The organism is Rhodococcus sp. IEGM 1330 (genome assembly GCF_033142445.1).
Classification (GTDB): domain Bacteria; phylum Actinomycetota; class Actinomycetes; order Mycobacteriales; family Mycobacteriaceae; genus Rhodococcoides.
In genome coordinates, this window is the sequence record NZ_JAWLSB010000009.1 from 252,604 (window position 1) to 277,711 (window position 25,108).

Annotated in this window: 22 protein-coding genes; 20 read left to right on the forward strand and 2 right to left on the reverse strand. The window is 65.3% G+C overall.

Annotation, left to right across the window (positions count from 1 at the left end):
* The first annotated feature begins 25 nt into the window (after positions 1 to 25).
* Positions 26 to 2,956 carry an excinuclease ABC subunit UvrA gene (gene uvrA, locus R4P57_RS20885; protein ID WP_317804739.1) on the forward strand — a complete coding sequence of 977 codons (2,931 nt, stop codon included), beginning with the start codon at positions 26 to 28 and terminating at the stop codon, positions 2,954 to 2,956.
* Between the two features lie 117 nt (positions 2,957 to 3,073).
* Here the strand turns inward: uvrA and R4P57_RS20890 are convergent, their stop codons facing one another.
* A complete protein-coding gene (locus R4P57_RS20890; RefSeq protein WP_037193458.1) occupies positions 3,074 to 3,460 on the reverse strand; it encodes a DUF1844 domain-containing protein in 387 nt (128 codons plus the stop codon).
* A 380-nt stretch (positions 3,461 to 3,840) separates the two neighbouring features.
* Here R4P57_RS20890 and infC point away from each other — a divergent pair, with 380 nt between their 5' ends.
* From infC to tyrS, 19 genes are all read left to right on the forward strand, one after another.
* Positions 3,841 to 4,581 carry a translation initiation factor IF-3 gene (gene infC / locus R4P57_RS20895; protein WP_411742403.1) on the forward strand — a complete coding sequence of 247 codons (741 nt, stop codon included), beginning with the start codon at positions 3,841 to 3,843 and terminating at the stop codon, positions 4,579 to 4,581.
* Positions 4,582 to 4,697: 116 nt separating this feature from the next.
* Entirely contained in the window at positions 4,698 to 4,892 is a 195-nt protein-coding gene (gene rpmI / locus R4P57_RS20900; protein ID WP_032394297.1) for a 50S ribosomal protein L35, read from the forward strand.
* 87 nt (positions 4,893 to 4,979) lie between these two features.
* The gene (gene rplT, locus R4P57_RS20905) at positions 4,980 to 5,369 is read left to right on the forward strand and encodes a 50S ribosomal protein L20 (protein WP_032378959.1); all 390 of its coding nucleotides are present in this window, start codon (positions 4,980 to 4,982) and stop codon (positions 5,367 to 5,369) included.
* A gap of 38 nt (positions 5,370 to 5,407) precedes the next feature.
* The gene (locus R4P57_RS20910; protein WP_317804740.1) at positions 5,408 to 6,214 is read left to right on the forward strand and encodes an RNA methyltransferase; all 807 of its coding nucleotides are present in this window, start codon (positions 5,408 to 5,410) and stop codon (positions 6,212 to 6,214) included.
* 106 nt (positions 6,215 to 6,320) lie between these two features.
* Positions 6,321 to 7,388, forward strand: coding sequence for a phenylalanine--tRNA ligase subunit alpha (gene pheS / locus R4P57_RS20915; RefSeq protein WP_317804741.1), 1,068 nt, complete (start codon positions 6,321 to 6,323; stop codon positions 7,386 to 7,388).
* Positions 7,389 to 7,443: 55 nt separating this feature from the next.
* On the forward strand, positions 7,444 to 9,930 hold the full coding sequence (pheT, locus tag R4P57_RS20920) for a phenylalanine--tRNA ligase subunit beta (RefSeq protein ID WP_317804742.1): 2,487 nt from the start codon (positions 7,444 to 7,446) through the stop codon (positions 9,928 to 9,930).
* A gap of 91 nt (positions 9,931 to 10,021) precedes the next feature.
* Positions 10,022 to 10,579 (forward strand): hypothetical protein, encoded by a 558-nt coding sequence (locus R4P57_RS20925; RefSeq protein WP_317804743.1) that lies wholly within the window; start codon positions 10,022 to 10,024, stop codon positions 10,577 to 10,579.
* Between the two features lie 52 nt (positions 10,580 to 10,631).
* Positions 10,632 to 11,687: an N-acetyl-gamma-glutamyl-phosphate reductase gene (argC, locus tag R4P57_RS20930; protein ID WP_317804744.1), complete on the forward strand. Its 1,056-nt coding sequence runs from the start codon at positions 10,632 to 10,634 to the stop codon at positions 11,685 to 11,687.
* Between the two features lie 32 nt (positions 11,688 to 11,719).
* Positions 11,720 to 12,922 (forward strand): bifunctional glutamate N-acetyltransferase/amino-acid acetyltransferase ArgJ, encoded by a 1,203-nt coding sequence (argJ, locus tag R4P57_RS20935; protein WP_317804782.1) that lies wholly within the window; start codon positions 11,720 to 11,722, stop codon positions 12,920 to 12,922.
* Positions 12,919 to 13,833, forward strand: a complete 915-nt coding sequence (gene argB / locus R4P57_RS20940) for an acetylglutamate kinase (RefSeq protein ID WP_317804746.1) — start codon at positions 12,919 to 12,921, stop codon at positions 13,831 to 13,833. Before argJ ends, argB begins: the two co-directional genes overlap by 4 nt.
* Positions 13,830 to 15,035 carry an acetylornithine transaminase gene (locus tag R4P57_RS20945; protein ID WP_317804747.1) on the forward strand — a complete coding sequence of 402 codons (1,206 nt, stop codon included), beginning with the start codon at positions 13,830 to 13,832 and terminating at the stop codon, positions 15,033 to 15,035. Before argB ends, R4P57_RS20945 begins: the two co-directional genes overlap by 4 nt.
* Positions 15,032 to 15,967 carry an ornithine carbamoyltransferase gene (gene argF, locus R4P57_RS20950; protein ID WP_317804748.1) on the forward strand — a complete coding sequence of 312 codons (936 nt, stop codon included), beginning with the start codon at positions 15,032 to 15,034 and terminating at the stop codon, positions 15,965 to 15,967. The genes R4P57_RS20945 and argF overlap by 4 nt, the downstream gene beginning before the upstream one ends.
* The gene (locus R4P57_RS20955) at positions 15,964 to 16,479 is read left to right on the forward strand and encodes an arginine repressor (RefSeq protein ID WP_411742404.1); all 516 of its coding nucleotides are present in this window, start codon (positions 15,964 to 15,966) and stop codon (positions 16,477 to 16,479) included. Before argF ends, R4P57_RS20955 begins: the two co-directional genes overlap by 4 nt.
* A 51-nt stretch (positions 16,480 to 16,530) precedes the next feature.
* Entirely contained in the window at positions 16,531 to 17,730 is a 1,200-nt protein-coding gene (locus R4P57_RS20960) for an argininosuccinate synthase (protein ID WP_317804749.1), read from the forward strand.
* Complete coding sequence (gene argH, locus R4P57_RS20965) at positions 17,727 to 19,175, forward strand: argininosuccinate lyase (RefSeq protein WP_317804750.1); 1,449 nt, start codon at positions 17,727 to 17,729, stop codon at positions 19,173 to 19,175. The genes R4P57_RS20960 and argH overlap by 4 nt, the downstream gene beginning before the upstream one ends.
* Before the next feature lie 108 nt (positions 19,176 to 19,283).
* Complete coding sequence (locus R4P57_RS20970) at positions 19,284 to 22,301, forward strand: AMP-binding protein (RefSeq protein WP_317804751.1); 3,018 nt, start codon at positions 19,284 to 19,286, stop codon at positions 22,299 to 22,301.
* An 86-nt stretch (positions 22,302 to 22,387) separates the two neighbouring features.
* Positions 22,388 to 22,594 carry a Trm112 family protein gene (locus R4P57_RS20975; protein ID WP_128646570.1) on the forward strand — a complete coding sequence of 69 codons (207 nt, stop codon included), beginning with the start codon at positions 22,388 to 22,390 and terminating at the stop codon, positions 22,592 to 22,594.
* A gap of 117 nt (positions 22,595 to 22,711) precedes the next feature.
* Entirely contained in the window at positions 22,712 to 23,356 is a 645-nt protein-coding gene (locus R4P57_RS20980) for a DNA-3-methyladenine glycosylase (RefSeq protein WP_317804752.1), read from the forward strand.
* A gap of 38 nt (positions 23,357 to 23,394) precedes the next feature.
* Complete coding sequence (gene tyrS / locus R4P57_RS20985; protein ID WP_317804753.1) at positions 23,395 to 24,669, forward strand: tyrosine--tRNA ligase; 1,275 nt, start codon at positions 23,395 to 23,397, stop codon at positions 24,667 to 24,669.
* Positions 24,670 to 24,831: 162 nt separating this feature from the next.
* On the opposite strand, the gene R4P57_RS20990 is transcribed toward tyrS, so the two are convergent.
* The coding region (locus R4P57_RS20990) for a hypothetical protein (RefSeq protein ID WP_317804754.1) at positions 24,832 to 25,108 on the reverse strand (277 nt) is incomplete at its 5' end.

Here is a 25,108-nt window from a genome sequence, read left to right on the forward strand (position 1 = left end):
GCTCGTTAGGAAAGAAGGGAACACAGTGGCGGATCGCCTGATAGTGCGAGGAGCACGGGAGCACAATCTGCGGGGAGTCGACATCGACCTGCCTCGGGATGCGCTGATCGTGTTCACGGGTCTGTCCGGCTCGGGCAAGTCGTCCCTCGCCTTCGACACGATCTTCGCCGAAGGTCAGCGCCGCTACGTGGAGTCGTTGTCCGCATACGCGCGGCAGTTCCTCGGCCAGATGGACAAGCCGGACGTCGACTTCATCGAGGGCCTCTCGCCTGCGGTCTCCATCGATCAGAAGTCGACCAACCGCAACCCGCGATCGACGGTGGGCACCATCACCGAGGTCTACGACTACCTCCGTCTGTTGTACGCGCGTGCGGGAACGGCCCACTGCCCCGTGTGCAACGAGCAGATTGCGAAGCAGACTCCGCAGCAGATCGTCGATCAGGTGCTGGACATGGAGGAGGGCCTGAAGTTCCAGGTCCTGGCCCCTGTGGTGCGCACCCGCAAGGGCGAGTTCGTCGACCTGTTCGACTCGCTGAACACCCAGGGCTACTCGCGTGTTCGCGTCGACGGCGTCGTGCATCAGCTCACGAGCCCGCCGGTGCTCAAGAAGCAGGAGAAGCACGACATCGAGGTCGTCGTCGACCGTCTGACCGTCAAGTCGAGTTCGAAGCAACGTCTGACCGACTCGGTGGAAACCGCCCTTCGGTTGGCCGACGGCATCGTGGTGCTCGATTTCGTCGACCGTGACGAGAATGCATCGGACCGTGAGCGCAGGTTCTCCGAGAAGCTCGCCTGCCCCAACGGTCACCCGTTGTCCATCGACGATCTCGAACCTCGGTCGTTCTCCTTCAACTCGCCGTACGGTGCGTGCCCGGATTGCGTCGGGCTCGGCGTGCGTAAGGAGGTCGACCCGGAGCTGGTCGTTCCCGACGGCGATCTCAGCCTTGCGGACGGTGCCATCGCACCGTGGTCCATGGGCCAGACGTCGGAGTACTTCGGCCGCCTGCTGTCCGGGCTCGCCGACGCCATGGGTTTCGACCTGAATGCGCCGTGGAACAAGTTGCCCGCCAAGGTCAAGCGTGCGGTCCTCGAGGGCAGCGATCACCAGGTGCACGTGAAGTACAAGAACCGCTACGGCCGCACGCGGTCGTACTACGCCGAGTTCGAGGGCGTGATGCCGTTCCTGCACCGCCGGTTGGAGCAGACCGAGTCCGAGCAGATGAAGGAACGCTACGACGGCTACATGCGCGACGTGCCGTGTCCCACCTGCAACGGTGCCAGGCTGCGGCCCGAGATCCTGTCGGTGACGATCGCAGCGGGCGACTTCGGGCCGAAGTCGATCGCCGAGGTGTGCGAGTTGTCGATCGCCGACACCGCAAATTTCCTGAACAGCCTCACTCTCGGTCGCCGTGAGGAAGCAATTGCAGGTCAGGTCCTCAAGGAGGTGCAGGCTCGCCTCGGCTTCCTGCTGGACGTCGGTCTGGAATACCTGTCACTGGCCAGGACCGCCGGCTCGCTGTCCGGCGGCGAGGCCCAACGCATTCGACTCGCCACCCAGATCGGGTCGGGACTCGTCGGCGTTCTCTACGTCCTCGACGAGCCCTCGATCGGACTGCACCAGCGCGACAACCGTCGGCTCATCGACACGTTGACGCGGTTGCGCGACCTCGGGAACACGTTGATCGTCGTCGAGCACGACGAGGACACCATCCGCACCTCGGATTGGATCGTCGACATCGGTCCGTTGGCGGGTGAGCACGGCGGACGCGTCGTGCACAGCGGTTCGTACGAGGACCTGTTGACCAACGAGGAATCGCTGACCGGTGCGTACCTGTCCGGGCGGATGGAGATTCCGCTGCCCGACACCCGTCGTGTCGTGGACAAGAAGCGTCAGGTCACTGTGGTCGGTGCCCGCGAGCACAATCTCCGCGACATCGACGTCAGCTTCCCGCTCGGCGTGCTGACCTCGGTCACCGGGGTGTCGGGTTCGGGCAAGTCCACACTCGTCAACGACATCCTCGCGACGGTGATGGCCAACAAGCTAAACGGTGCCCGTCAGGTTCCCGGTCGGCACACGCGCATCAACGGACTCGATCAGCTCGACAAGCTCGTACGGGTGGATCAATCGCCGATCGGACGCACGCCGCGCTCGAACGCCGCCACCTACACCGGGGTGTTCGACAAGATTCGCACGCTGTTCGCGGCGACCACCGAGGCCAAGGTGCGCGGCTATCAGCCCGGTCGATTCTCGTTCAACGTCAAGGGCGGCCGGTGCGAGGCCTGCTCGGGAGACGGCACACTCAAGATCGAGATGAACTTCCTGCCGGACGTCTACGTTCCGTGCGAGGTCTGTGAGGGTGCGCGGTACAACCGCGAGACACTCGAAGTCCATTACAAGGGCAAGACCATCGCCGAGGTCCTGGATATGCCGATCGAGGAGGCTGCCGACTTCTTCGAGGCCATCACCTCGATCCACCGCTACCTCAAGACACTCGTCGAGGTCGGTCTCGGGTACGTCCGCCTCGGCCAACCGGCAACGACGTTGTCCGGCGGCGAGGCACAACGCGTCAAACTGGCCGCGGAACTGCAGAAGCGGTCCACCGGCCGCACGGTATACATTCTCGACGAACCGACCACCGGCTTGCACTTCGAGGACATTCGCAAGCTGCTCGGCGTCGTGAACGGCCTCGTGGACAAGGGCAACACGGTGATCGTGATCGAGCACAATCTCGACGTCATCAAGGTCTCGGACTGGGTCATCGACATGGGCCCCGAAGGTGGTTCCGGTGGCGGAATGGTTGTGGCGCAAGGGGATCCGGAGGCCGTGGCGGCGGTTTCCGAGAGCTACACCGGCAAGTTCCTGCAGGAGGCGCTCACCCGTGAGTCGGTCGTCGCTCCGCCGGTGAAGGCGGCTCCGAAGAAGCGCAGGCCTCGCAAGGTCGCCGCCGTCCGATAAGCGCAGCAGTCAGATGGAGGACAGCAGACCGATTCACACCGCGTGAACGACGAAGCCGCATCCGGTGCTCACCGGATGCGGCTTCGTGCGTGTGTATCGACTTCGCTGGTGTTCTGCTCAGTGCACCGGACCGGTGTACTTCTCGCCCGGGCCCTTTCCTGGCTCGTCCGGGTGGGCCGACGCTTCCCGGAATGCGCGCTGCAGCGCCTGCAGCCCGTCGCGAATGGGTCCGGCATGGGGGCCGAGGTATTCCACCGACGCGGTGACCAGGCCTGCCAATGCGGTGATGACGCGTCGTGCCTCGTCGAGGTCCAGGTAGGGGCTCTCCGCGGGATCCGGCTCCGACAGTCCCAACTTCTCGGCTGCGGAACTCATCAGCATCACCGCAGCGCGGCTGATGACCTCGACCGCGGGGACCTCGGCGAGTTCACGGACTTCGGGCTCGGTGCCGACTGGGTCGGCACCCGCGGGATCGCCATCGGCGGGAGTGGGGGAGCTGGTCATGCCTACGAGAATCCCACGCCGCCTGCAGCCGGGAGAATCGGGTGCCGACGGTATCGGGGGCGATCGGGCTCGATTGTCGGTTTCTCGAATCGGCTGGTAGTGTGACTCGACGACCGTCTTCGGCGTGCGCTCCTCGATGGAGTTCACCGCACGGAGGCAGCAAGTGGAGCCCGACTCCCACCGGCACGTAGCCTTCAACAAGCTACTTCCGGTCCGGTCGCACGATGGAGATCCTCACAGGTTTCCCCGTGCTTCCTCCCAGTGAGGAGACTGTACGACGACAGTTGTCGTGCGGATCGACCGGTCGACATCGGGCCCTGCTATCGGATCACACCGAGAGCAGGGTTTTTTCGTTGCAGCGGTTCGTACCGCTGCGGGGGATGTCGAGGATCGACGGCGACGGGCTGTGCCAGTGGCAGGCGGTCGGGTTACACACCACACCGCCCTACCTAGGAGGCCCCATCAGCACTGAGACCCGCATCAACGATCGCATCCGAGTTCCCGAGGTCCGGCTTGTCGGACCGGGCGGTGAACAGGTGGGGATCGTGCGTGTTGAAGATGCACTCCGCTTGGCTCTCGAAGCCGACCTCGATCTTGTAGAAGTAGCTCCCGACGCACGTCCGCCGGTCTGCAAGATCATGGACTACGGGAAGTTCAAGTACGAGGCTGCGCAGAAGGCGCGCGAATCGCGCAAGAACCAGACGCTCACCGTCATCAAGGAGCAGAAGCTCCGTCCCAAGATCGATGCGCACGACTACGAGACCAAGAAGCGCAACGTCGTTCGCTTCCTCGAAGCCGGCTCGAAGGTCAAGGTCACCATCATGTTCCGTGGCCGCGAGCAGTCGCGTCCCGAACTCGGCTTCCGTCTGCTGCAGCGCCTGGGCGCGGACGTCGCGGAGCTCGGCTTCGTGGAGACCTCGGCCAAGCAGGACGGCCGCAACATGACGATGGTGTTGGCACCGCACAAGGGTGCCAAGACTCGCGTCAAGGCACAGGAGAGCGCAGCGGCTCCGCCCGCGCAGCGCGCACCGGCCCCCGCGCCGGAACAGCCCGCCGACGCAGCCCCGGCTGCCGAGGCACCGGCCGTAGCAGCTCCGGCTACTCCGGCGCAGACCAACTGAGCCTCGCGCTCTACCAGTAAGACAGCCCTACACCTGCTTCGGTGCACAGGTTTTCCGTAGCGATGTACGGCTGTGCCATGCAACACCGAAGAGCTATTACAGAAGAAGAGGATTTCATGCCCAAGCAGAAGACCCACAGTGGTGCCAAGAAGCGATTCAAGGTGTCCGGCAGCGGCAAGATCCTGCGCCAGAAGGCCGGCCGTCGCCACCTACTCGAGCACAAGCCCACCAAGGTGACTCGTCGCCTCGATGGTGTTGCCGTCGTCAAGAAGCCCGACGTACCGCGGATCAAGCGCCTGCTCGGCATCTGATCTGGACCGGCCGCCGACCTGTACCGGTCGGCTTCATCCCATTACCATTCGGGGTTTCACAAGCCCCCAGATCGACAGGATTTACCAGTGGCACGCGTAAAAAGGGCCGTCAACGCCCAGAAGAAGCGCCGTTCGATTCTCGAAGCGTCCAAGGGATACCGCGGACAGCGCTCACGTCTGTACACCAAGGCCAAGGAGCAGCAGCTCCACTCGCTGACCTACGCCTACCGGGACCGCCGCGCGCGCAAGGGTGACTTCCGCAAGCTGTGGATCACGCGCATCAACGCTGCAGCTCGGGCCAACGACATCACGTACAACCGCTTCGTCCAGGGCCTCAAGGCCGCGGGCGTCGAGGTCGACCGCAAGATCCTCGCTGAGCTCGCTGTGTCGGATGCTGCGGCGTTCGCAAGCCTGGTCGCCATCGCCAAGGCTGCACTGCCTGCCGATGTCAACGCTCCGGCCGGAGAAGCAGCCTGAGCGAGTCGACGTACGACGACTCAACACCGAAACGGCCCGTGGATTCGCTGACCGAGCGAACTCCGCGGGTCGTTTCGGCCGTCAAGCTCGCTCGAGCCGCGGAACGCAAGAAGACTGGGCAGTTCCTCGCCGAGGGATTCAATGCGGTGTCCGAGGCCGCGAAGTCCCGGTTGGTTCGTGAGCTGTTCTTCACCGCGGATGCCCTCGAGCGCCACCATGACCTCATCGCGTCCGTCGAGGCCGGTGGCGCACGAGTTCATCCGATCACCGACCGTGCTGCGAAGGCATTGTCCGACACCGTCACTCCACAGGGCCTGATCGCAGTCACCGAGTTGGTCGACGTCCCGATCGACCGTGCGTTGGCCGGAACACCGCGGCTGGTGGCCGTACCGGTCGAGATGGCCGAGCCGGGCAATGCCGGGACGGTCATTCGCGTCGCCGACGCAGCCGGAGCGGATTCGGTCGTACTGCTGGGCGACTCGGTGGACCCGCACAACGGCAAATGCGTCCGCGCCTCTGCAGGCAGCGTGTTCCATCTACCCATCGCTCGGGAGCGATCGATCGAGTCCGGAATCGACGCGTTGCGCAGAGCGGGTCTGACCATCGTCGCCACGGCCGCCGACGGCGAAGTCGACTTGGACGACGCCGACGAACTGCTCACCCAACCGACCGCGTGGTTGTTCGGCAACGAGGCACACGGGCTCCCCGAGTCCGTGACGCGCGACGCCGATCACCGCATTCGAATCCCGATCCACGGCCGCGCCGAGAGCCTCAACCTGGCAACCGCCGCGGCGATCTGCTTGTACGCGAGTGCCAGGGCGCAGCGACGCTCCGGAAACCCGTGAGCACGTCTCGCCTAGGATCGATACCTGTCTGCTCCGCGCAGGAGTGAAGCCTGCGCAACGACCCTTCGTGGCAGACACCGACTATTACTCGAGGAGTGCAGCTGTCGTGGCGAAGAAAGATGTCGGACCCGAGCCGGTAGATCCGAGCGTTCTCGAGGAGTCCGCGCTCGGCTCCGCAGTGGACTCGGCCGAGCAGGCGTTCGCCGACGCGTCGGACCTCGATGCTCTGACCAAGGTCAAGATCGATCATGTGGGCGGCAAGGCTCCGTTGGCGCTTGCGCAGCGCGCACTCGGTGCGATCCCGGGAGACCAGAAAGCTGACGCGGGCAAACGCGTCAAGGCAGCGCGAGATCGAGTGCAGAAGGCCTTCGACGAGCGACGCGCCGTGCTGTCTGCCGAGCGTGACGCCGCCATCCTGGTCGCAGAAACCATCGACGTCACACTGCCCACCGATCGAGCTCCCGTCGGTGCCCGGCACCCCATCACGATCATCGCCGAACAGGTTGCCGACGTGTTCGTCGGAATGGGCTGGGAGGTCGAAGAGGGCCCTGAGGTCGAGACCGAGCACTTCAATTTCGATGCGCTCAACTTCCTGCCCGACCACCCGGCACGCACGATGCAGGACACGTTCCATATCGCACCGGAGGGTTCGCGGCAGGTATTGCGCACCCATACCTCTCCGGTGCAGGTCCGGTCGATGCTCTCGCGTGAGGTTCCGATCTACGTCGTATGCCCGGGACGGACGTTTCGCACGGACGAACTCGATACGACGCACACTCCGGTCTTTCATCAGGTCGAGGGTCTTGCCATCGACAAGGGCCTGACCATGGCGCACCTGCGCGGAACACTGGATGCGTTCGCCAAGGCGTTGTTCGGCAACGACACCCGTACTCGCATGCGGCCCAACTACTTCCCGTTCACCGAGCCGTCGGCCGAGGTCGACGTGTGGTTCCCGAAGAAGAAGGGCGGGGCCGGTTGGGTTGAGTGGGGTGGCTGCGGAATGGTCAACCCGAAGGTGTTGCAGGCCAGCGGCATCGATCCCGAGGTCTACACCGGATTCGCGTTCGGAATGGGTCTCGAGCGGACGCTGCAGTTCCGCAACGACATCCCGGACATGCGCGACATCGTCGAGGGCGACATCAGGTTCACGTTGCCGTTCGGTGTTCAGGCCTGACGGCGTTTCTCACCCGACCCACTTCTTCTCGGATACAAGAAAGAGCTGAGCACACGTGCGAGTCCCACAATCCTGGCTGACCGAGGTCCTGCACGCGGGGACTCCCGACTGGGCCGTGTCGCCCGAGGAGCTCGACGCCGGTTTCGTGCGGGTCGGGTTCGAGGTCGAGGAACTCGACTCGCTGGACACCGTGACCGGCCCGCTGGTGGTGGGTCGGGTGAGTTCGATCGAGGAGCTGACCGAGTTCAAGAAGCCGATTCGCTTCTGCCTGGTGGACGTCGGAGCGGCCGAGCCGCAGGAAATCGTCTGCGGTGCCAGGAACTTCGCCGAGGGTGACCTGATCGTGGCCGCTCTGCCGGGCAGCGTCCTGCCCGGGGGATTCGCCATCGCGTCGCGCAAGACCTACGGCCGCAACTCGAACGGCATGATCTGCTCGACGCTCGAACTCGGGTTGGGTAAGGATCACTCCGGAATTCTGGTGCTGCCCGAGGGCACGGCCACTCCGGGAGACGACGCCAAAGCCGTACTCGGTCTGCAGGACTCGGTCATCGAGCTGAACGTGACCCCCGATCGCGGGTACGCATTCTCCGTCCGCGGCCTCGCCCGTGAACTGGCCTGTAGTTTCGACCTCCCGTTCGTGGATCCGGCGCGCACGGTCCCCACCGAGGTCACCGGTGATGCATGGTCGGTCACCGTCGAACCGGCTTCGGGCGCATCGCGATTCGCGTTGCGCAAGATCGTCGGTATCGATCCGACGGCGACGACGCCCTGGTGGATGCAGCGTCGACTGCTGCTGGCCGGCGTACGCCCGATCTCGGCGGCCGTCGATGTCACCAACTACGTGCTCCACGAGCTCGGCCAGCCGCTGCACGCCTTCGATGCCACCAAGCTCGACGGCGATCTGGTCGTCCGCCGCGCGAATGCGGGGGAGAAGCTGACCACACTGGACGGCGTCGAGCGTTCCCTCGATCCCGAGGACGTCGTCATCGCCGACGGATCAGGAGCGATCTCGTTGGCCGGTGTCATGGGCGGCGCGTCCACCGAAGTCGACGACTCGACCACCGAGGTCGTACTCGAAGCGGCATCGTTCGATCCGCTCGCGGTGTTCCGCACCGGGCGTCGCCACAAGCTCTCCAGCGAGGCCAGCAAGCGTTTCGAGCGGACCGTGGATTCGGCTCTTCCGGTGGCGGCGCTCGATCGGGCAGCGCAGTTGCTGGTCGAGATCGCCGGCGGCCGGATCGAGCCCGTGTTGACCGATATCGGCGAAGCCGCCGAATATCCCACGGTCACGATGGACTTCGACCTACCGGATCGAATTGCCGGAGTGCAGTACCCCAACGGAACCGCTGCCCGACGGTTGACGCAGATCGGCTGCGGAGTCGAGGTGTCGGTCGACGACGGCGGGCACGGCCAGCTCATCGTCACCCCGCCCTCCTGGCGACCGGACCTGGTGCAGCGTGCCGACCTGGTGGAAGAGGTGCTCCGGCTCGAAGGGCTCGAACAGATCCCGTCGGTACTGCCGTCGGCCCCGGGAGGTCGTGGCCTCACCGCCGAACAGAAGCGCAGGCGCGCCGTCGGTAAGGCACTCGCGTTCTCCGGGTACGTCGAGGTGCTGCCTCCGGTGTTCTTGCCCAAGGGCGTATTCGACACGTGGGGTCTCGACGCGGACGACCCACGGCGCGCGACCACCTCGGTGCTCAATCCACTCGAGGCCGACCGTCCCGAGCTCGCGACCACTGTGCTCCCGGGTTTGCTCGAGATGCTGAGCAGGAACATCGCCCGCGGTCAGCGAGACGTATCGCTGTTCGGTATTGCCCAGGTGGTGCTCCGACACGACGCGACCGCCGCTGTGGACGCGTTGCCGGTCGATCGTCGTCCCACCGACGACCAGATCGCCATGCTCCGCGGTTCGTTGCCGGCGCAGCCGGTGCACGTGGCTGTGGTGCTCACCGGTCAGCGTGAGTTGTCGGGTCCGTGGGGTCCTGGCCGCGCGGCCGAGGCCGCCGATGCGTTTGCTGCGGTGCGTACCGTTGCCGAGGCGTCCGGAGTGCACGTCGATCTTCGGGCAGCTCAGCATCTTCCGTGGCATCCAGGTCGGTGCGCGGAGGTCCTGCTCGACGGCGAGGTCGTCGGATACGCGGGCGAGCTGCATCCGGCGGTGCTCGAGCGGGCGGGCCTGCCGCCGCGTACGTGCGCCGTTGAGTTGAGCCTGAGCGCTCTGCCCGTCGTCGAGTCGCTCCCTGCCCCCGAGGTGTCGCCGTATCCGGCGGTGCTGCAGGACGTGGCCGTGGTGGTCGACGCCTCCGTACCCGCGGCGTCGGTGGAAGCCGCGCTCACGATCGGCGGTGGCGACCTGCTCGAGTCGATTCGACTGTTCGACGTCTACGAGGGTGAACAGGTGGGCGAGGGTCGCAAATCGCTGGCGTTCGCGCTGCGGTTCCGCGGAGCCGACGGCACCTTGACCGAGGATCAGGCAACGGCTGCCCGCGATGCGGCAGTCGAAGCGGCATCGAAGGCCGTCGGCGCGCAGCTGCGCAGTTGAATCAGCGCAGCTGCGCAGCTGATCCGTCACACCCGGGCTCTCGTGTCCGTAGCGTGGAGTCACGAGTGGCCACGGGTGACGGGAGCAGCGCATGAGTGAATTCGGGACAGACGGCACGGCGACGGATCTTCAGGTGATCGAGGAGATTCTCGCCGCCGTGGCGGGTCGCCCGCGCCTTGCCCCGGTGGCAGCTGCCGCGTCGGCTCTGGCGGCCGAGCTGGGCATTGCAGAACCGGAGCCGGTCACTCCCGATCGCGGAGCGCCACCCGGGACGGTTCCCGATGTCGACGTTCCGCAGGTGACCAAGCCGCGTATCGACCAGCCCCTCGGTGATCCACCGCCGGGGGCTCCGCTCGGCGGCACGGTGCCGGGGATCATCGATGCGGAGCTGGTCGAGGACCTGCCCGTCGGTACCGGATACGGTGCCGGGTCGGTGAGTGCACCGATCGGTGACTTCACCGATTCGGGGGTGCCCACGTGGGACGGTGTGCGCGACAAGGTGGAACAGCGATCGGGGACTGCCGTCGGCGCGGAGGAGTTGGACCGAGAGTCCAGGGCGGGCCGTGACCTCGACGAGCAGTGGAACGAACGGCAGGAAGCCGGCCGCAGAAAGCTCGACGAGATCCGCAAGTCCATGGGTGGACGCTGACACACCGGACCCGTTAATGAATGAGCTTGCATGATGCTGCATAATAAACCGCATGACTATTTCGGAGGCGATTCCGAGGCGTATCGCGGTTGCGGGCGCAAGTGGGTACGCCGGCGGTGAAATTCTTCGATTGCTACTCGGACACCCGGGAGTGCGCGACGGTTCGTTGGTCATCGGCTCCCTGACCGCGGGCGGCAACGCCGGGGCGACGCTGGGTGAATTCCATCCACATCTGTTGCCACTCGCTGACCGCGTTCTCGCCCCGACCACCGTCGACGAACTCGCCGGGCACGACGTAGTCTTCCTCGGCCTTCCACACGGCAAGTCCGCCGAACTCGCGCTGCAGTTGCCCGAGTCCGTGGTGATCATCGATTGCGGCGCCGACTTCCGCCTCACCGACGGTGCGGCGTGGGAGAAGTACTACAAGAGTCCTCACGCGGGTAGTTGGCCGTACGGATTGCCGGAGTTGCCGGGCTGCCGTGAGCGGTTGGTCGGTGCCACTCGTATCGCGGTTCCGGGGTGTTACCCGACGGTGTCCTCTCTCGCGCTCGCACCTGCCGTCGCCGCAGGCATCATCGAGCCCCGCGTCAATATCGTTGCCGTCAGCGGTACTTCGGGTGCCGGCCGAGCCCCGAAGGCCGATCTTCTCGGTTCGGAGGTGATGGGTTCGGTTCGGGCGTACGCGGTTGCGGGCGCGCACCGCCACACTCCCGAGATCGTGCAGAACCTTTCGGCCGTCGCCGGTGCCGCTGTTGCGGTGTCCTTCACACCGGTTCTCGCGCCGATGCCTCGCGGAATCCTGGCCACCTGCACCGCGATCACCACCGCCACGCAGGCACAGGCCGTCGAGGTCTACGAGAAGGCGTACGCGGCAGAGCCGTTCGTGCACGTGCTTCCGGCCGGACGCCTTCCGCAGACCGGTTCGGTCATAGGGTCGAATGCCGTGCAGATGAGCGTGTCGGTCGACGCGGACGCCGGCTTGCTCGTCGTGATCGCGGCCATCGACAACCTGGCCAAGGGCACGGCTGGTGCCGCAGTCCAATCCATGAATCTTGCACTGGGAATCACCGAGACCGAGGGTCTCTCTACGGTAGGAGTAGCGCCATGAGCAGCGTCGGGAGCGAGACGGAGGCCGTCGGCATGGTTGCGGGAAAGCTCGTGCGCACGCAGGGTGTCACCGCTCCCGCGGGTTTCCGCGCCGCCGGTATCCCGGCCGGTATCAAGGCGAGTGGCAAGTCCGATCTGGCCTTGGTGTTCAACGAGGGGCCCGATTTCGCTGCGGCGGGTGTGTTCACCCGCAACAAGGTCAAGGCTGCGCCGGTGTTGTGGTCGCAGCAGGTGCTCTCCACCGGACGGCTGCGCGCGGTGATTCTCAATTCCGGTGGAGCCAATGCCTGCACGGGTGCGCCGGGCTTTCAGGATTCGCACCGTACAGCCGAGGAAGTGGCGTCCGCACTGAGCAATTGGGGTTCCGAGACCGGGGCGATCGAGGTTGCCGTGTGCTCGACGGGTCTCATCGGTGACCGGCTACCGATGGACAAGCTGCTGCCCGGCGTGACCGAGGTGGTGCACGAACTCGCGGGCGGCATCTCGGGTGGTACCGATGCGGCGTACGCGATCATGACCACCGACACCGTGCCCAAGCAGGCGGCTGTTCATCACGCCGACAAATGGAACGTCGGCGGCATGGCCAAGGGAGCAGGCATGCTGGCACCGTCGTTGGCCACGATGCTCAGCGTCATCACCACCGATGCCGTCGCCACCGCAGACCAGCTGGACAAGGCGCTGCGCGCGGCGACCCGGTTGTCCTACGACCGGCTCGACGTCGACGGCGCGTCCTCGACGAACGACACCGTACTGCTGCTCTCCTCAGGGGCCAGCGGAGTGGCACCGTCGCAGGAAGAACTCGACGCCGCGGTCCTGGCGGTGTGCGACGACCTGGCCGACCAGATGATGGCCGACGCCGAGGGCGTCACCAAGCGGGTGCGGATCACCGTGTCGGGTGCGATGAACGAGGACGACGCCCTGATCGGCGCGCGTGCGGTCGCCAGGGACTCTCTGACCAAGACGGCGCTGTTCGGGTCGGATCCCAACTGGGGTCGGGTGCTCGCGGCAATCGGCATCGCCCCGATCGAGCTGGATCCGGATCGAATTGCCGTGTCCTTCAACGGCAATCCGGTGTGTATCGACGGCGTGGGAGCGCCGGGAGCTCGGGAGGTCGATCTGTCCGGTGTCGACATCGCGGTGACCATCGATCTCGGTCTCGGACCCGGGTCGGCCACCATTCGAACCACCGATCTCTCGCACGCGTACGTCGAAGAGAATTCGGCGTACTCGTCATGACCTCGGCTGCTCTGCAGTTGACGGCCGCGCAGAAGGCCTTCACTCTTGCCGAGGCTCTGCCCTGGCTGCAGCGATTCTCGGGCAAGGTCGTCGTCGTGAAGTACGGCGGAAACGCCATGATCGACGACGATCTCAAGCGGGCGTTCGCGGCCGACATGGTATTCCTGCGCACCGTCGGAATCCATCCGGTCGTCGTTCACGGCGGCGGTCCACAGATCTCGGCCATGCTGACCAGACTCGGCCTGGCAGGTGAATTCCGCGGCGGATTCCGCGTCACCACCCCCGAGGTCATGGACGTCGCGCGGATGGTGCTGTTCGGGCAGGTCGGGCGCGAGCTCGTCGGCCTGATCAACGAACACGGTCCGTACGCCGTGGGAATCTCCGGCGAGGATGCGCACCTGTTCACTGCGACGCGTCGTACCGTGCTGGTCGACGGCATCGAGACCGACATCGGCCTCGTCGGCGACGTCACGTCGGTGAACCCCGCAGCGGTCTTCGATCTCATTGCAGCAGGACGCATTCCGGTGGTGTCCACCATCGCTCCCGACCGCGACGGCGTCGTACACAACATCAACGCCGATACTGCGGCAGCGGCGCTTGCCAGTGCCATCGGTGCCGAGAAGATGGTGGTGCTCACCGATGTCGAAGGCCTGTACACGGATTGGCCCGATCGCAGCTCGTTGACCTCCGAGATCGACGCGTCCACGCTCGAGGCGTTGCTGCCCTCGCTCGACGCCGGGATGGTGCCGAAGATGGAAGCGTGCCTGCGCGCGGTTCGAGCGGGTGTTCCGTCGGCGCACGTCATCGACGGTCGCGTCGAGCATTCCGTTCTGGTGGAGCTGTTCACCGGTGAGGGAATCGGCACCATGGTCACCCCCGATCATTCTTCTACGTCAGGAGTCACGCCATGACCGGCACCGAGTCCACCCTCGATCTGCAACAGCGGTGGTCGAATTCGCTGATGGACAACTACGGTGTTCCGCGCGTGGCGCTCGTCCGCGGCGAGGGCGCGGTGGTGACGGACGCCGACGGCAAGCAGTATCTGGATCTGCTCGCGGGTATCGCCGTGAACATCCTCGGACATGCCCATCCGGCGGTGATCGAGGCGGTCAACACTCAGCTGTCCACCCTCGGGCACACCTCGAATCTCTATGCGACAGAACCCGGTATCGCGTTGGCCGAGCAATTGCTCGCGCACCTCGGTGCCGGGGCGACCGGCCGGGTGTTCCTGTGCAATTCGGGAACCGAGGCCAACGAGGCGGCGTTCAAGATCGCTCGCCTGACCGGCCGTCCCAACATCGTGGCGGCCGAGAAGTCCTTTCACGGACGGACGATGGGCGCTCTCGCGCTGACCGGTCAGCAGGACAAGCGGACCCCGTTCGAGCCGATGCCTGCAGGCGTGCACCACGTTCCGTACGGCGATGTGGCCGCGCTGGAAGCCGTCGTCGATTCCGACACCGCCGCAGTGTTTCTCGAACCCATCATGGGCGAAGGCGGTGTGGTCGTTCCGCCGGAGGGATATCTCCTCGCTGCGCGCGAGATCACCGCGAAGCACGGTGCACTGTTGGTCCTCGACGAGGTGCAGACCGGTATCGGCCGAACCGGATGGTTCTACGCCCACCAGTCGGTCGGCATCGTGCCCGACGTCATCACACTCGCCAAGGGTCTGGGCGGTGGCCTGCCCATCGGGGCCTGCATCGGCATCGGAGCGGCGGGGGAGTTGCTGCATCCGGGCAAGCACGGCACCACCTTCGGCGGTAATCCGGTGTGCGCAGCGGCGGCTCTGGCCGTCCTGCGCACCATTGCCGACGAGGATCTGATCTCGCACGCAGACAGCATCGGCAAGACCATCGCGCACTCCATCGAGAACCTGGACCACCCTCTGGTGAGCCATGTTCGGGGCTCGGGTCTTCTTCTCGGCGTTGTCCTCACCGCCGCCGTCGCACCGGCGGCCGAAGCGGCCGCGCGCGAGGCAGGCTTCCTCCTCAACGCGGCACAGCCCGATGTGCTCCGACTCGCGCCTCCGTTGATCATCACCGAAGAGCAAGCCGCGTCGTTCGTGACGGCGTTACCGGCAATTCTCGACGCAGCACAGGAGGCTCATCAGTCATGACCGTTCAGCATTTCCTCCGGGACGACGACATCACGCCTGTACAGCAGGGCGAAATCCTCGCTCTGGCAGCAGAGCTCAAGCGTGCACCGTTCTCGAAGCGTCCGCTCGAGGGGCCCAAGGGGATCGGTGTCATCTTCGAGAAGAACTCGACACGCACCCGCTTCTCGTTCGAGATGGGTATCGCACAGTTGGGTGGCCATGCCGTGGTGGTGACGGGCCGCGACACCCAGCTGGGTCGCGAGGAGACACTGCAGGACACGGGGCGGGTTCTCTCGCGCTATGTCGAGGCGGTCGTGTGGCGCACGTTCGGGCAGAAGCGGCTCGAGCAGATGGCAACCGGCGCAACGATTCCGATCGTCAACGCCCTCTCCAACGAGTTCCACCCGTGCCAGGTTCTGGCAGACCTGCAGACCCTGATCGAACACAAGGGAACGCTGCAGGGGCGCACCTTGGCCTACTTCGGTGACGGTGCCAACAACATGGCGCACTCGCTGCTCATCGGCGGAGTGACGGCCGGGCTGAACGTGCGGATCGCCGCGCCCAAGGAATTTGCGCCGCTCGGCTACGTTCTCGACGCGGCGCATGCGCGCGCCGAGGAAACGGGGGCCACCATCACCATCACCGAGGACCCGGTCGAGGCCGCCACCGGTGCCGACGCGCTCGTCACCGATACCTGGACGTCGATGGGCCAGGAGAACGACGGCCTCGATCGGATCGCCCCGTTCCGGCCGTATCGAATCGATTCCGATCTGCTCTCCAAGGCCCAGTCGGACGCCGTCGTGCTGCACTGCCTCCCCGCACATCGCGGCGAGGAGATCACCGACGAGGTGCTCGACGGTCCCCAGAGCGTGGTCTGGGACGAGGCCGAGAACCGCCTGCACGCGCAGAAGGCACTGCTGGTGTGGCTCCTCGAGCAGGCCCGACGACCATGAGCGAGGACGTCACTGCGGTGCCGTTGACCGCGTCGACCCGCGCGGGGAGGCAGGCACGGATCATCGCGTTGCTGGCCACGCATCAGGTGCGCAGTCAACCGCAGCTGGCGTCGTTGCTCGCAGCCGAGGGAATCGACACCACTCAGGCCACGCTCTCGCGGGACCTCGAGGAATTGGGTGCGGTGAAACTGCGCGCGCCGGACGGTGGAGTGGGGGTGTACGTCGTGCCCGAGGACGGCAGCCCGGTCCGCGGAGTGTCCGGTGGCACCGACCGTCTCCTGAGATTGCTGGGGGAGTTGTTGGTGTCCACCGATCACAGCGGGAACCAGGCCGTCCTCCGCACTCCACCCGGCGCGGCGCACTACCTGGCCAGTGCTCTGGATCGAGCCGCGATGCCCGAGATCGTCGGGACCATCGCCGGTGACGACACGATTCTGTTGATAGCCCGCGAGCCACATACCGGTGGCGAGGTCGCGGACAAGATCGAAAAGCTTGCTCGACGCGGTAACTGAGATCCGGTTACCCATCATGCGCAACAAGAACAACGAAGGAGCTTGAACACCATGGCCGAACGCGTCATCCTCGCCTATTCCGGCGGACTCGACACCTCCGTCGCCATCAGCTGGATCGGGAGGGAGACCGGCAAGGAGGTCGTTGCCGTCGCCATCGATCTGGGGCAGGGCGGCGAGGACATGGACGTCGTGCGCCAGCGCGCACTCGATTGCGGCGCAGTCGAATCCGTCGTCGTCGATGCCAGGAACGAGTTCGCCGACGAGTACTGCTTGCCGACGGTGCAGTCCAACGCGCTGTACATGGATCGGTACCCGCTCGTGTCGGCCATCAGCCGTCCGCTCATCGTCAAGCACCTCGTCGAGAACGCGCGGGCGCACGGCGGAACCGTTGTCGCACATGGGTGCACGGGTAAGGGCAACGACCAGGTTCGGTTCGAGGTCGGCTTCAACACCCTCGCCCCCGAGCTCGAGGTGTTGGCACCGGTTCGCGACTACGCGTGGACGCGCGAGAAGGCGATCAAGTTCGCCGAGGAGAACGACATCCCGATCAACGTGACCACCAAGTCGCCGTTCTCGATCGACCAGAACGTCTGGGGGCGCGCGGTGGAAACCGGTTTCCTCGAGGACCTGTGGAACGCGCCGACCAAGGATGTCTACGACTACACCGAGGATCCGACGGTCAACTTCCAGGCTCCGGACGAGCTCATCGTCTCGTTCGACAAGGGTCGTCCCGTCGCGATCGACGGCCGTCCGGTCTCGGTACTCGAAGCGATCCAGGAGCTCAACACTCGTGCCGGAGCGCAGGGTGTCGGCCGCCTGGACGTGGTCGAGGATCGGCTCGTCGGCATCAAGAGCCGCGAGATCTACGAGGCACCCGGTGCCATGGTGCTCATCCGCGCCCACGAGGAGCTCGAGCACGTGACCCTCGAGCGCGAACTCGGTCGCTACAAGCGCCACACCGACCAGAAGTGGGCCGAGCTCGTCTACGACGGCCTGTGGTACTCCCCGCTCAAGGGCGCTCTCGACACGTTCACGGCGCACACGCAGGAGCACGTCTCCGGCGACATCCGCCTGGTTCTGCACGCGGGCGGGATCATCGTCAACGGACGCCGCAGTGGCGAGTCGCTCTACGACTTCAATCTCGCCACCTACGACGAGGGCGACACGTTCGACCAGTCCGCCGCCAAGGGATTCGTTCAGCTGCACGGACTCTCGTCGAAGATCGCCGCGAAGCGGGACCTGGGCCTGTGACGAATTCGGAGACCTCGCACGGAACCAACGAAGGTTCGCTCTGGGGCGGCAGATTCGCGTCAGGGCCGGCCGCCGCCATGGCAGCGCTGAGCAAGTCGACGCACTTCGACTGGGTCCTCGCGCCCTACGACATCCGCGCATCCATGGCGCACGCCCGTGTGCTGAACGGTGCCGGACTGCTCACCCCGCAGGACCTCGAGACCATGCTCGACGGTTTGCAGCGCCTCGCCGACGATGTCGCCTCGGGCGCGTTCGTGGCAGCCGAGTCCGACGAGGACGTGCACGCCGCTCTCGAACGCGGTTTGATCGATCGGGTCGGACCCGAGGTCGGTGGCCGACTGCGTGCGGGCCGGTCGCGCAACGACCAGGTGGCCACGCTGTTCCGCATGTGGCTGCGCGACGCCGTCCGCCGGGTGTCGGTCGGCGTTCTCGATGTGGTCGACGCGTTGGCCACCCAGGCAGCGGCGCATTCGACGGCCGTCATGCCGGGCAAGACGCATTCGCAGGCCGCGCAGCCGGTGTTGCTGGCGCATCATCTGCTCGCGCACACCCATCCGTTGCTGCGCGATGTGCAGCGCTTCGCGGATTTCGACACGCGAGCAGCGGTGTCGCCGTACGGTTCCGGTGCTCTCGCCGGTTCGTCACTTGGTCTGAGTCCGGAGAAGATCGCAGCCGAGCTCGGGTTCGATTCGTCCGCCGAGAACTCGATCGACGCCACGTCCTCGCGCGACTTCGCTGCCGAAGCTGCCTTCGTATTGGCGATGACGGCGGTCGATCTGTCGCGCTTCGCCGAGGAGGTCATCTCGTGGAGCACTCCCGAGTACGGCTACGTGACGCTGGCCGATGCGTGGTCCACCGGCAGTTCGATCATGCCGCAGAAGAAGAACCCGGACGTCGCGGAGTTGACCCGTGGAAAGACCGGCCGATTAATCGGCAATCTGACCGGCCTGCTGGCCACGCTGAAGGCGCAACCGTTGGCCTACAACCGTGATCTTCAGGAAGACAAGGAGCCGGTGTTCGATTCGGTGGCTCAGCTCGAGTTGTTGCTCCCGGCTCTCACCGGGTTGACGGCGACACTGGAGTTCCACACCGAACGCATGGCCGAGCTGGCACCGGCCGGGTTCACTCTTGCCACCGATATCGCCGAGTGGATGGTGCGGCAGGGGATTGCGTTCCGGGTTGCCCACGAGGCTGCTGGTGCCTGCGTCCGGGCGGCCGAGGCACGAGGCGTCGGGCTGGCGGATCTGACCGACGACGAGTTGGCCGCGATCGATCCGTCCCTCACGCCTGCCGTTCGTGAGGTGCTGACGGTGGAGGGCTCGATCTCGTCGCGTGATGCTCGCGGTGGCACCGCTGCGGTGCAGGTGGCGCATCAGCTCGGGGGCGTGCGGGCGACTGCTGCGACCCTGCGTGCGTGGGCCGAGGAACCGGTGTTGCGGCACTGAGTGCGCAATCGATATCCATGCCGGTTCCTCGAGTGTGATGTGAGAAGCTTTCGTCACGCGAAGACCGATGCCGGTCGTTCCGTCGGGGCCGAACGCAGGAGTGTATTTGTGGGACTGAATGCAGATGCCGTACGTGGACCACTGCGGCGGGCCATCGCCACGGCCCAGAACGGTCTCGAGGTCATTCGTCTGGGTGGGCTCGAAACCGAGGTGGATCCGTCGCCGTTTCGGGTGATGGATCGCGAGCCGATGTATCGGCTTCGGCGGTACTTCCCGGACGATGTGCCTGCGGACAGTCCTCCAGTGGTACTCATTCCACCGATGATGGTCTCCGCAGATGTCTACGACGTCACCACCGAACAAGGCGCGGCCGGAATTCTGCACGGCATGGGTCTGGATCCGTGGGTTGTCGATTTCGGATCGCCCGATACCGAAGAGGGTGGGTGGGGCCGTACGCTGGCCGATCACGTCGTGGCGATCAGCGAGGTCGTCGACAAGGTGCACGAGCACACCGGTCGCGACGTCCACCTGGGTGGCTATTCCCAGGGCGGAATGTTCTGCTACCAGGCGGCTGCCTACCGCGGTGGCCGAAATCTGGCCAGCCTCATCACGTTCGGGGCTCCGGTCGACACTCTGGCCGGCTTGCCGCTCGGGATTCCGGCCGGTGTGGCCACGAGGGGAGCGGAGTTTCTCGCCGATCACGTGTTCACTCGGCTCGCTGTGTCGGGGTGGATGGCGCGGACGGGATTCCAGCTACTCGATCCGGCGAAGACCGTGCGGTCGCGCTTGGATTTCCTGAGGCAGTTGCACGACCGTGAGGCGCTGTTGCCACGCGAGCCGCAGCGACGCTTTCTGGCGATGGACGGGTGGGTGGCCTGGTCCGGCCCTGCCGTTGCGGAGTTGCTGAAGCAGTTCGTCGTGCACAACCGCATGATGACCGGCGGGTTCGTCATCAAGGACAGACTGTTGACTCTGGCCGAACTCACGGTGCCGGTGTTGGCCTTCGTCGGCGAGGTGGACGACATCGGTCAACCGTTGGCCGTGCGCGGCATTCAGCGCGCGGCCCCGCGTGCGCAGGTTTTCGAAACTACCTTGCGCGCAGGCCATTTCGGATTGGTTGTCGGCAGTACCGCGGGTGCACAGACCTGGCCGACGACGGGAAACTGGATTCGGTGGCGCGAGGATCTCGGACCGAAGCCAGAGGCGGTTCGCGTGATGGAGCGCGAGGGCCACAGCGATTCCGACAGTGGAGTGTCGATCACGAATCGACTGATCCACACTGCAGCCTCCATTGCCGAGGTGGGCGTCGGTGTCGGCCGCGGGCTGGCGTCGGCGGCGACCGGCGCGGTGCGGGGTACCCGCGAAATCTCTTCCGAGGCCGTGCGTACGTTGCCGAGGCTCGCCCGCCTCGGGCAGATGCAGCCGCACAGTCGAGTCTCGTTGGGCCGCTTGATCGCCGAGCAGGGACGTAAATCTCCGAACGGCGAGTGCTTCCTGTTCGACGACCGAGTGCACACCTACGACGCGGTCAACGTCCGCATCGACAATGTGGTGCGCGGTCTGATCAGCGTCGGGGTGCGACCCGCGTCGCGCATCGGTGTGTTGATGGAGACTCGTCCCAGCGCGCTGGCCGCGATGGCGGCGCTCTCGCGGATCGGGGCAGTACCTGTTCTGCTGCAGCCGGGCAGCGACCTGACCGCAGCCCTACGGACCGTCGACGTCGACACGGTGATCGCCGATCCGGAGAATGCTGCGGCTGCGGTCCCGGTGGCACCGAACGTCCTGGTGCTCGGCGGTGGTGAGACTCGGCAACTCGACATCCCGTCCGGCTACGAGGTGGTCGATCTCGAGGCCATCGATCCCGACGCGGTGCGTTTGCCTCAGTGGTACGAGCCGGATCCGGGTCGTGCCCGCGAACTGGCGATGATCCTGTTCACGACGACCGATCGCGGTCTCGAACCGCGATACATCACCAATCATCGCTGGGCGTTGTCGGCATTCGGTACAGCGACAACGGCCGCGCTCGGACCAGGCGATACCGTCTATTGCCTTGCTCCGCTGCATCATTCGGCCGGAATTCTCGTCACGATCGGTGGCGCCCTCGCGGGCGGTTCACGCATCGCACTCTCCCGTGGTCTCGAGCCCGAGCGGTTCAGCGAAGAGGTGTACCGCTACGGCGTCACCGTCGTGAGCTACACCTGGACGATGATGCGGCAGATCCTCGACGACGGCCGGTTCCCGGTCGACTCCGGTCACCCGGTGCGCCTGTTCATCGGCTCCGGCATGCCTGTGGGGCTGTGGCGTCGCACGCTGGCGCGGTTCAGCCCGGCTCGGGTGCTCGAGTTCTACGCATCCACCGAGAACGACGTGATCCTGGCCAACGTGGCGGGCTCGAAGATCGGCTCCAAGGGTCGTCCGTTGCCCGGCAGTGCACGGGTTGCGCTGGCGGCCTACGACCCGATCACCGGCCGCCTCGAAGAGGACGACGACGGCTTCGTCCGGCAGTGCCGCGACGACGAGATCGGGCTACTCCTCGGCCGACCGAGCGGAGACGGCGAAGCAACCAGTCACGTCATGCGCGGAGTCTTCGAGCCCACGGACGCCTGGATCCCCACCGAGAACCTGTTCCGTCGCGATTCCGACGGCGATTATTGGCTCGTCGACCGCAAGGACACCGTGGTGCGTTCGGCGTGCGGTCCGGTGTACACCCAGCCGATCGTCGACGCGGTAGGTGACCTGGATCAGGTCGATTCGGCTGTGGTCTACGGAGTGCGGGTGACGTCGGATCGGCCACGATCGGTGCGCGTCGAGGCGTCGGCCACCGAGGTGGCCGTCTGCGCGATCTCGCTGCAACCCGAGGCGGTGATCACCGCTCGTGCATTGACGGACACTCTTGGGGCACTGCTTCCGGCCGAGCGTCCGGCGATCGTGCACGTGGTGACCGAAATTCCGGTGGGACGCGCGTATCGGCCCAACGCGACGGCGCTGAAGCAAGCGGGCATCCCGACGCCCAGCGCACGGTCGTGGTTTTACGACTCGGAGTCGAACAGCTACCGTCGATTGACCAAAGCTGTTGTGGCCGAACGATTCGTCGGGCGCGAGACCGCCGCCGAAAGATCGTCGTAGGAACGAGTATGCACAGAAGAAAACGGGTTCGGTAGCGTAAGCGAGTACACCACTCCGGTTCGACCGGAGCAGAGCGAAGGACACCTGTGGCAATCGATTCGACACTGCTTTCCATTCTCGCGTGCCCGGTGGACAAGGGCCCGCTGCTGTTGATCGAAGGGGAATTGCTCTACAACCCGCGATTGCGGCGTGCATATCCCATCGAGAACGGAATTCCGGTGTTGCTGGCCGACGACGCACGCGATGTCGAGGACGCCGAGCACGAGTCGATCCTGGCGCGCGCCACGTCCTAGAACTCCCGTTCGGTCAGTGGGTTCGTCGACGCAATGTCGCTGCGGCCAGACTTATCGGATGTCGAAGTCATAGCCCCGTTGGCGCTCGGTGGTCAAGGGCGAAGCATCATGGGAGGGATGAATGTCGCTGACTTGGAGGTCGGGGAGCCCGACGACGCAGCCCGACGCATCCTCGGTGGAACCGTCACCGTGGGCGACGTGTCGGTGCGCATCGTGGAAGTCGAGGCCTACGGTGGTCCGCTCGATGGTCCGTGGCCCGATCCGGCCGCGCATTCCTTCCGGGGGCCGACTGCCCGCAACGAGGTGATGTTCGGTCCTGCGGGGCGTCTCTACGTCTACGTGAGCTACGGAATGCATCTCTGTGTGAACGTGAGTTGTGGCCCGGACGGCACGGCCGCTGCCGTGTTGCTTCGAGCGGGTGAAGTGGTGGCGGGCCACGACGTCGTCGAGAGCAGGCGCGCCGGCCGCGGTCCACGATCGGCACGGGTCGAGGCCGGTTGGGCCCGCGGGCCGGGCAATCTCGGTCGAGCCGTCGGCGTCTCGCTGGCAGACAACGGAACGGACGTGTTCGACGCGTCGTCGGCCGTCACCCTCGAACTTCTCGAGCGCCCGCTGCCCGCAAAGGCAATTGCGTCGGGACCGCGGGTAGGGGTGAGTTCGGCGGCCGATCGTCCGTGGCGCTTCTGGGTGGTCGGGTCGCCTGCGGTGTCGAGCTACAAACGCAGTCCCCGCGCCGCCGCTCCCGGTTGCTCGGAGGCCTGACCGACGGTGGCATGCGTCCATGCGGGAGGATCGACGTCGTGAGTGAGAACATCATCGACGAAATGACCTGGCGTGGACTGATCGCGCAGTCCACCGATGTGGACGCGCTGAAGGAAGCCACGTCCGAGGGTCCGATCACGCTGTACTCCGGTTTCGATCCGACAGGTCCGTCGCTGCACGCAGGGCACCTCGTGCCGTTGCTGGCACTCAAGCGTTTTCAGCGGGCAGGCCACCGCCCGATCATTCTCGCCGGCGGTGCGACAGGACTCATCGGTGACCCTCGCGACGTGGGGGAGCGGACCATGAATTCCCGCGAGGTCGTCACCGAATGGGCGTCGCGTATCCGAGGTCAGCTCGAGCGGTTCGTCGATCTGGACGAGAGTCCGACGGGCGCAGTGGTGGTGAACAATCTGTCCTGGACAGGGGAGTTGTCCGCGATCGATTTTCTTCGCGACATCGGTAAGCACTTCTCGATCAACGTGATGCTTGCTCGCGAGACGGTGAAGAACAGGCTCGAAAGCGACGGAATGTCGTACACCGAGTTCAGCTACATGCTGTTGCAGGCGAACGATTACGTGCAGCTTCGCCGCCAGTACGGCTGCAGCCTCCAGATCGGTGGCTCCGATCAGTGGGGGAACATCATCGCCGGGGTGGAACTGAACCGGCGCCAGGACGCCGAGTCGGTCCACGCCATGACGGTTCCACTGGTCACGTCCGCCGATGGCAAGAAGTTCGGCAAATCCACCGGAGGCGGCAGCCTGTGGCTCGATCCGGAGATGACGAGCCCGTACGCCTGGTACCAGTACTTCGTGAATACCGGTGATGCGGACGTAGTGAAGTACTTGCGCTGGTTCACCTTCCTGTCGAAGGACGAGTTGGCAGAACTCGAGTTGGCGACCACCGAGCGTCCGCACGCGCGCGAAGCGCAGAAGCGCCTGGCCGCCGAGATGACCACACTCGTTCACGGTGAAGAGTCGACGCGATCGGTCGAACTCGCCAGCCAGGCGCTCTTCGGGCGGGCCGAACTGACGGAACTCGACGAAAAGACGCTCGCCGCCGCGCTACAGGAAGCGTCCGTGGCGGACATCGAAGCAGGTGCACCGAACACCATCGTCGATCTGCTGGTCGCTACGGGGTTGAGCGAGAGCAAGGGCGCTGCCCGACGCGCGGTCAAGGAGGGCGGCGCATCGGTCAACAACGTCAAGATTTCCGACGAAGAATGGACGCCCGGTGCGGACGATCTCCTGCACGGCCGGTGGTTGGTGGTCCGGCGAGGAAAGCGCAACTTCGCTGGCGCGCGAATCGCCGGTTAGCTTTTCCGTCGTTGTCAGTGGTCGGAGTCACATCCATGTAATTTGGTTACGACGTCCGTCAGGTGGGTACGTGACCGGTTGCGACCAGGGTGTTCACGCGAATCATGCGTGAACGACCTGGGGATTTGACGCGTTGTTATCCGGGGCGTAACTTTGTCCAGGTCAGAGCGATACGGACGCCAGCCCAGACCACAAACCTGAGCAACGCGGAGTACGCTCCCGGCACAATGAAGGTGGTTGAACCGCAAGGTTGGACTCCTCCATTGATGAGAAGCCAGTTTGACTGTGCTCGATCATCTGATCTAAGCTGGAACGGTTGCCCCGGACACCCACGAGCTTCAGCTCGGAGGTAAATGGTGTGCGCGTGTTCTTTGAGAACTCAACAGTGTGTCGATGAATGTCAGTGCCGAATTTTATTTGGTGAATGCATTCGATGTGT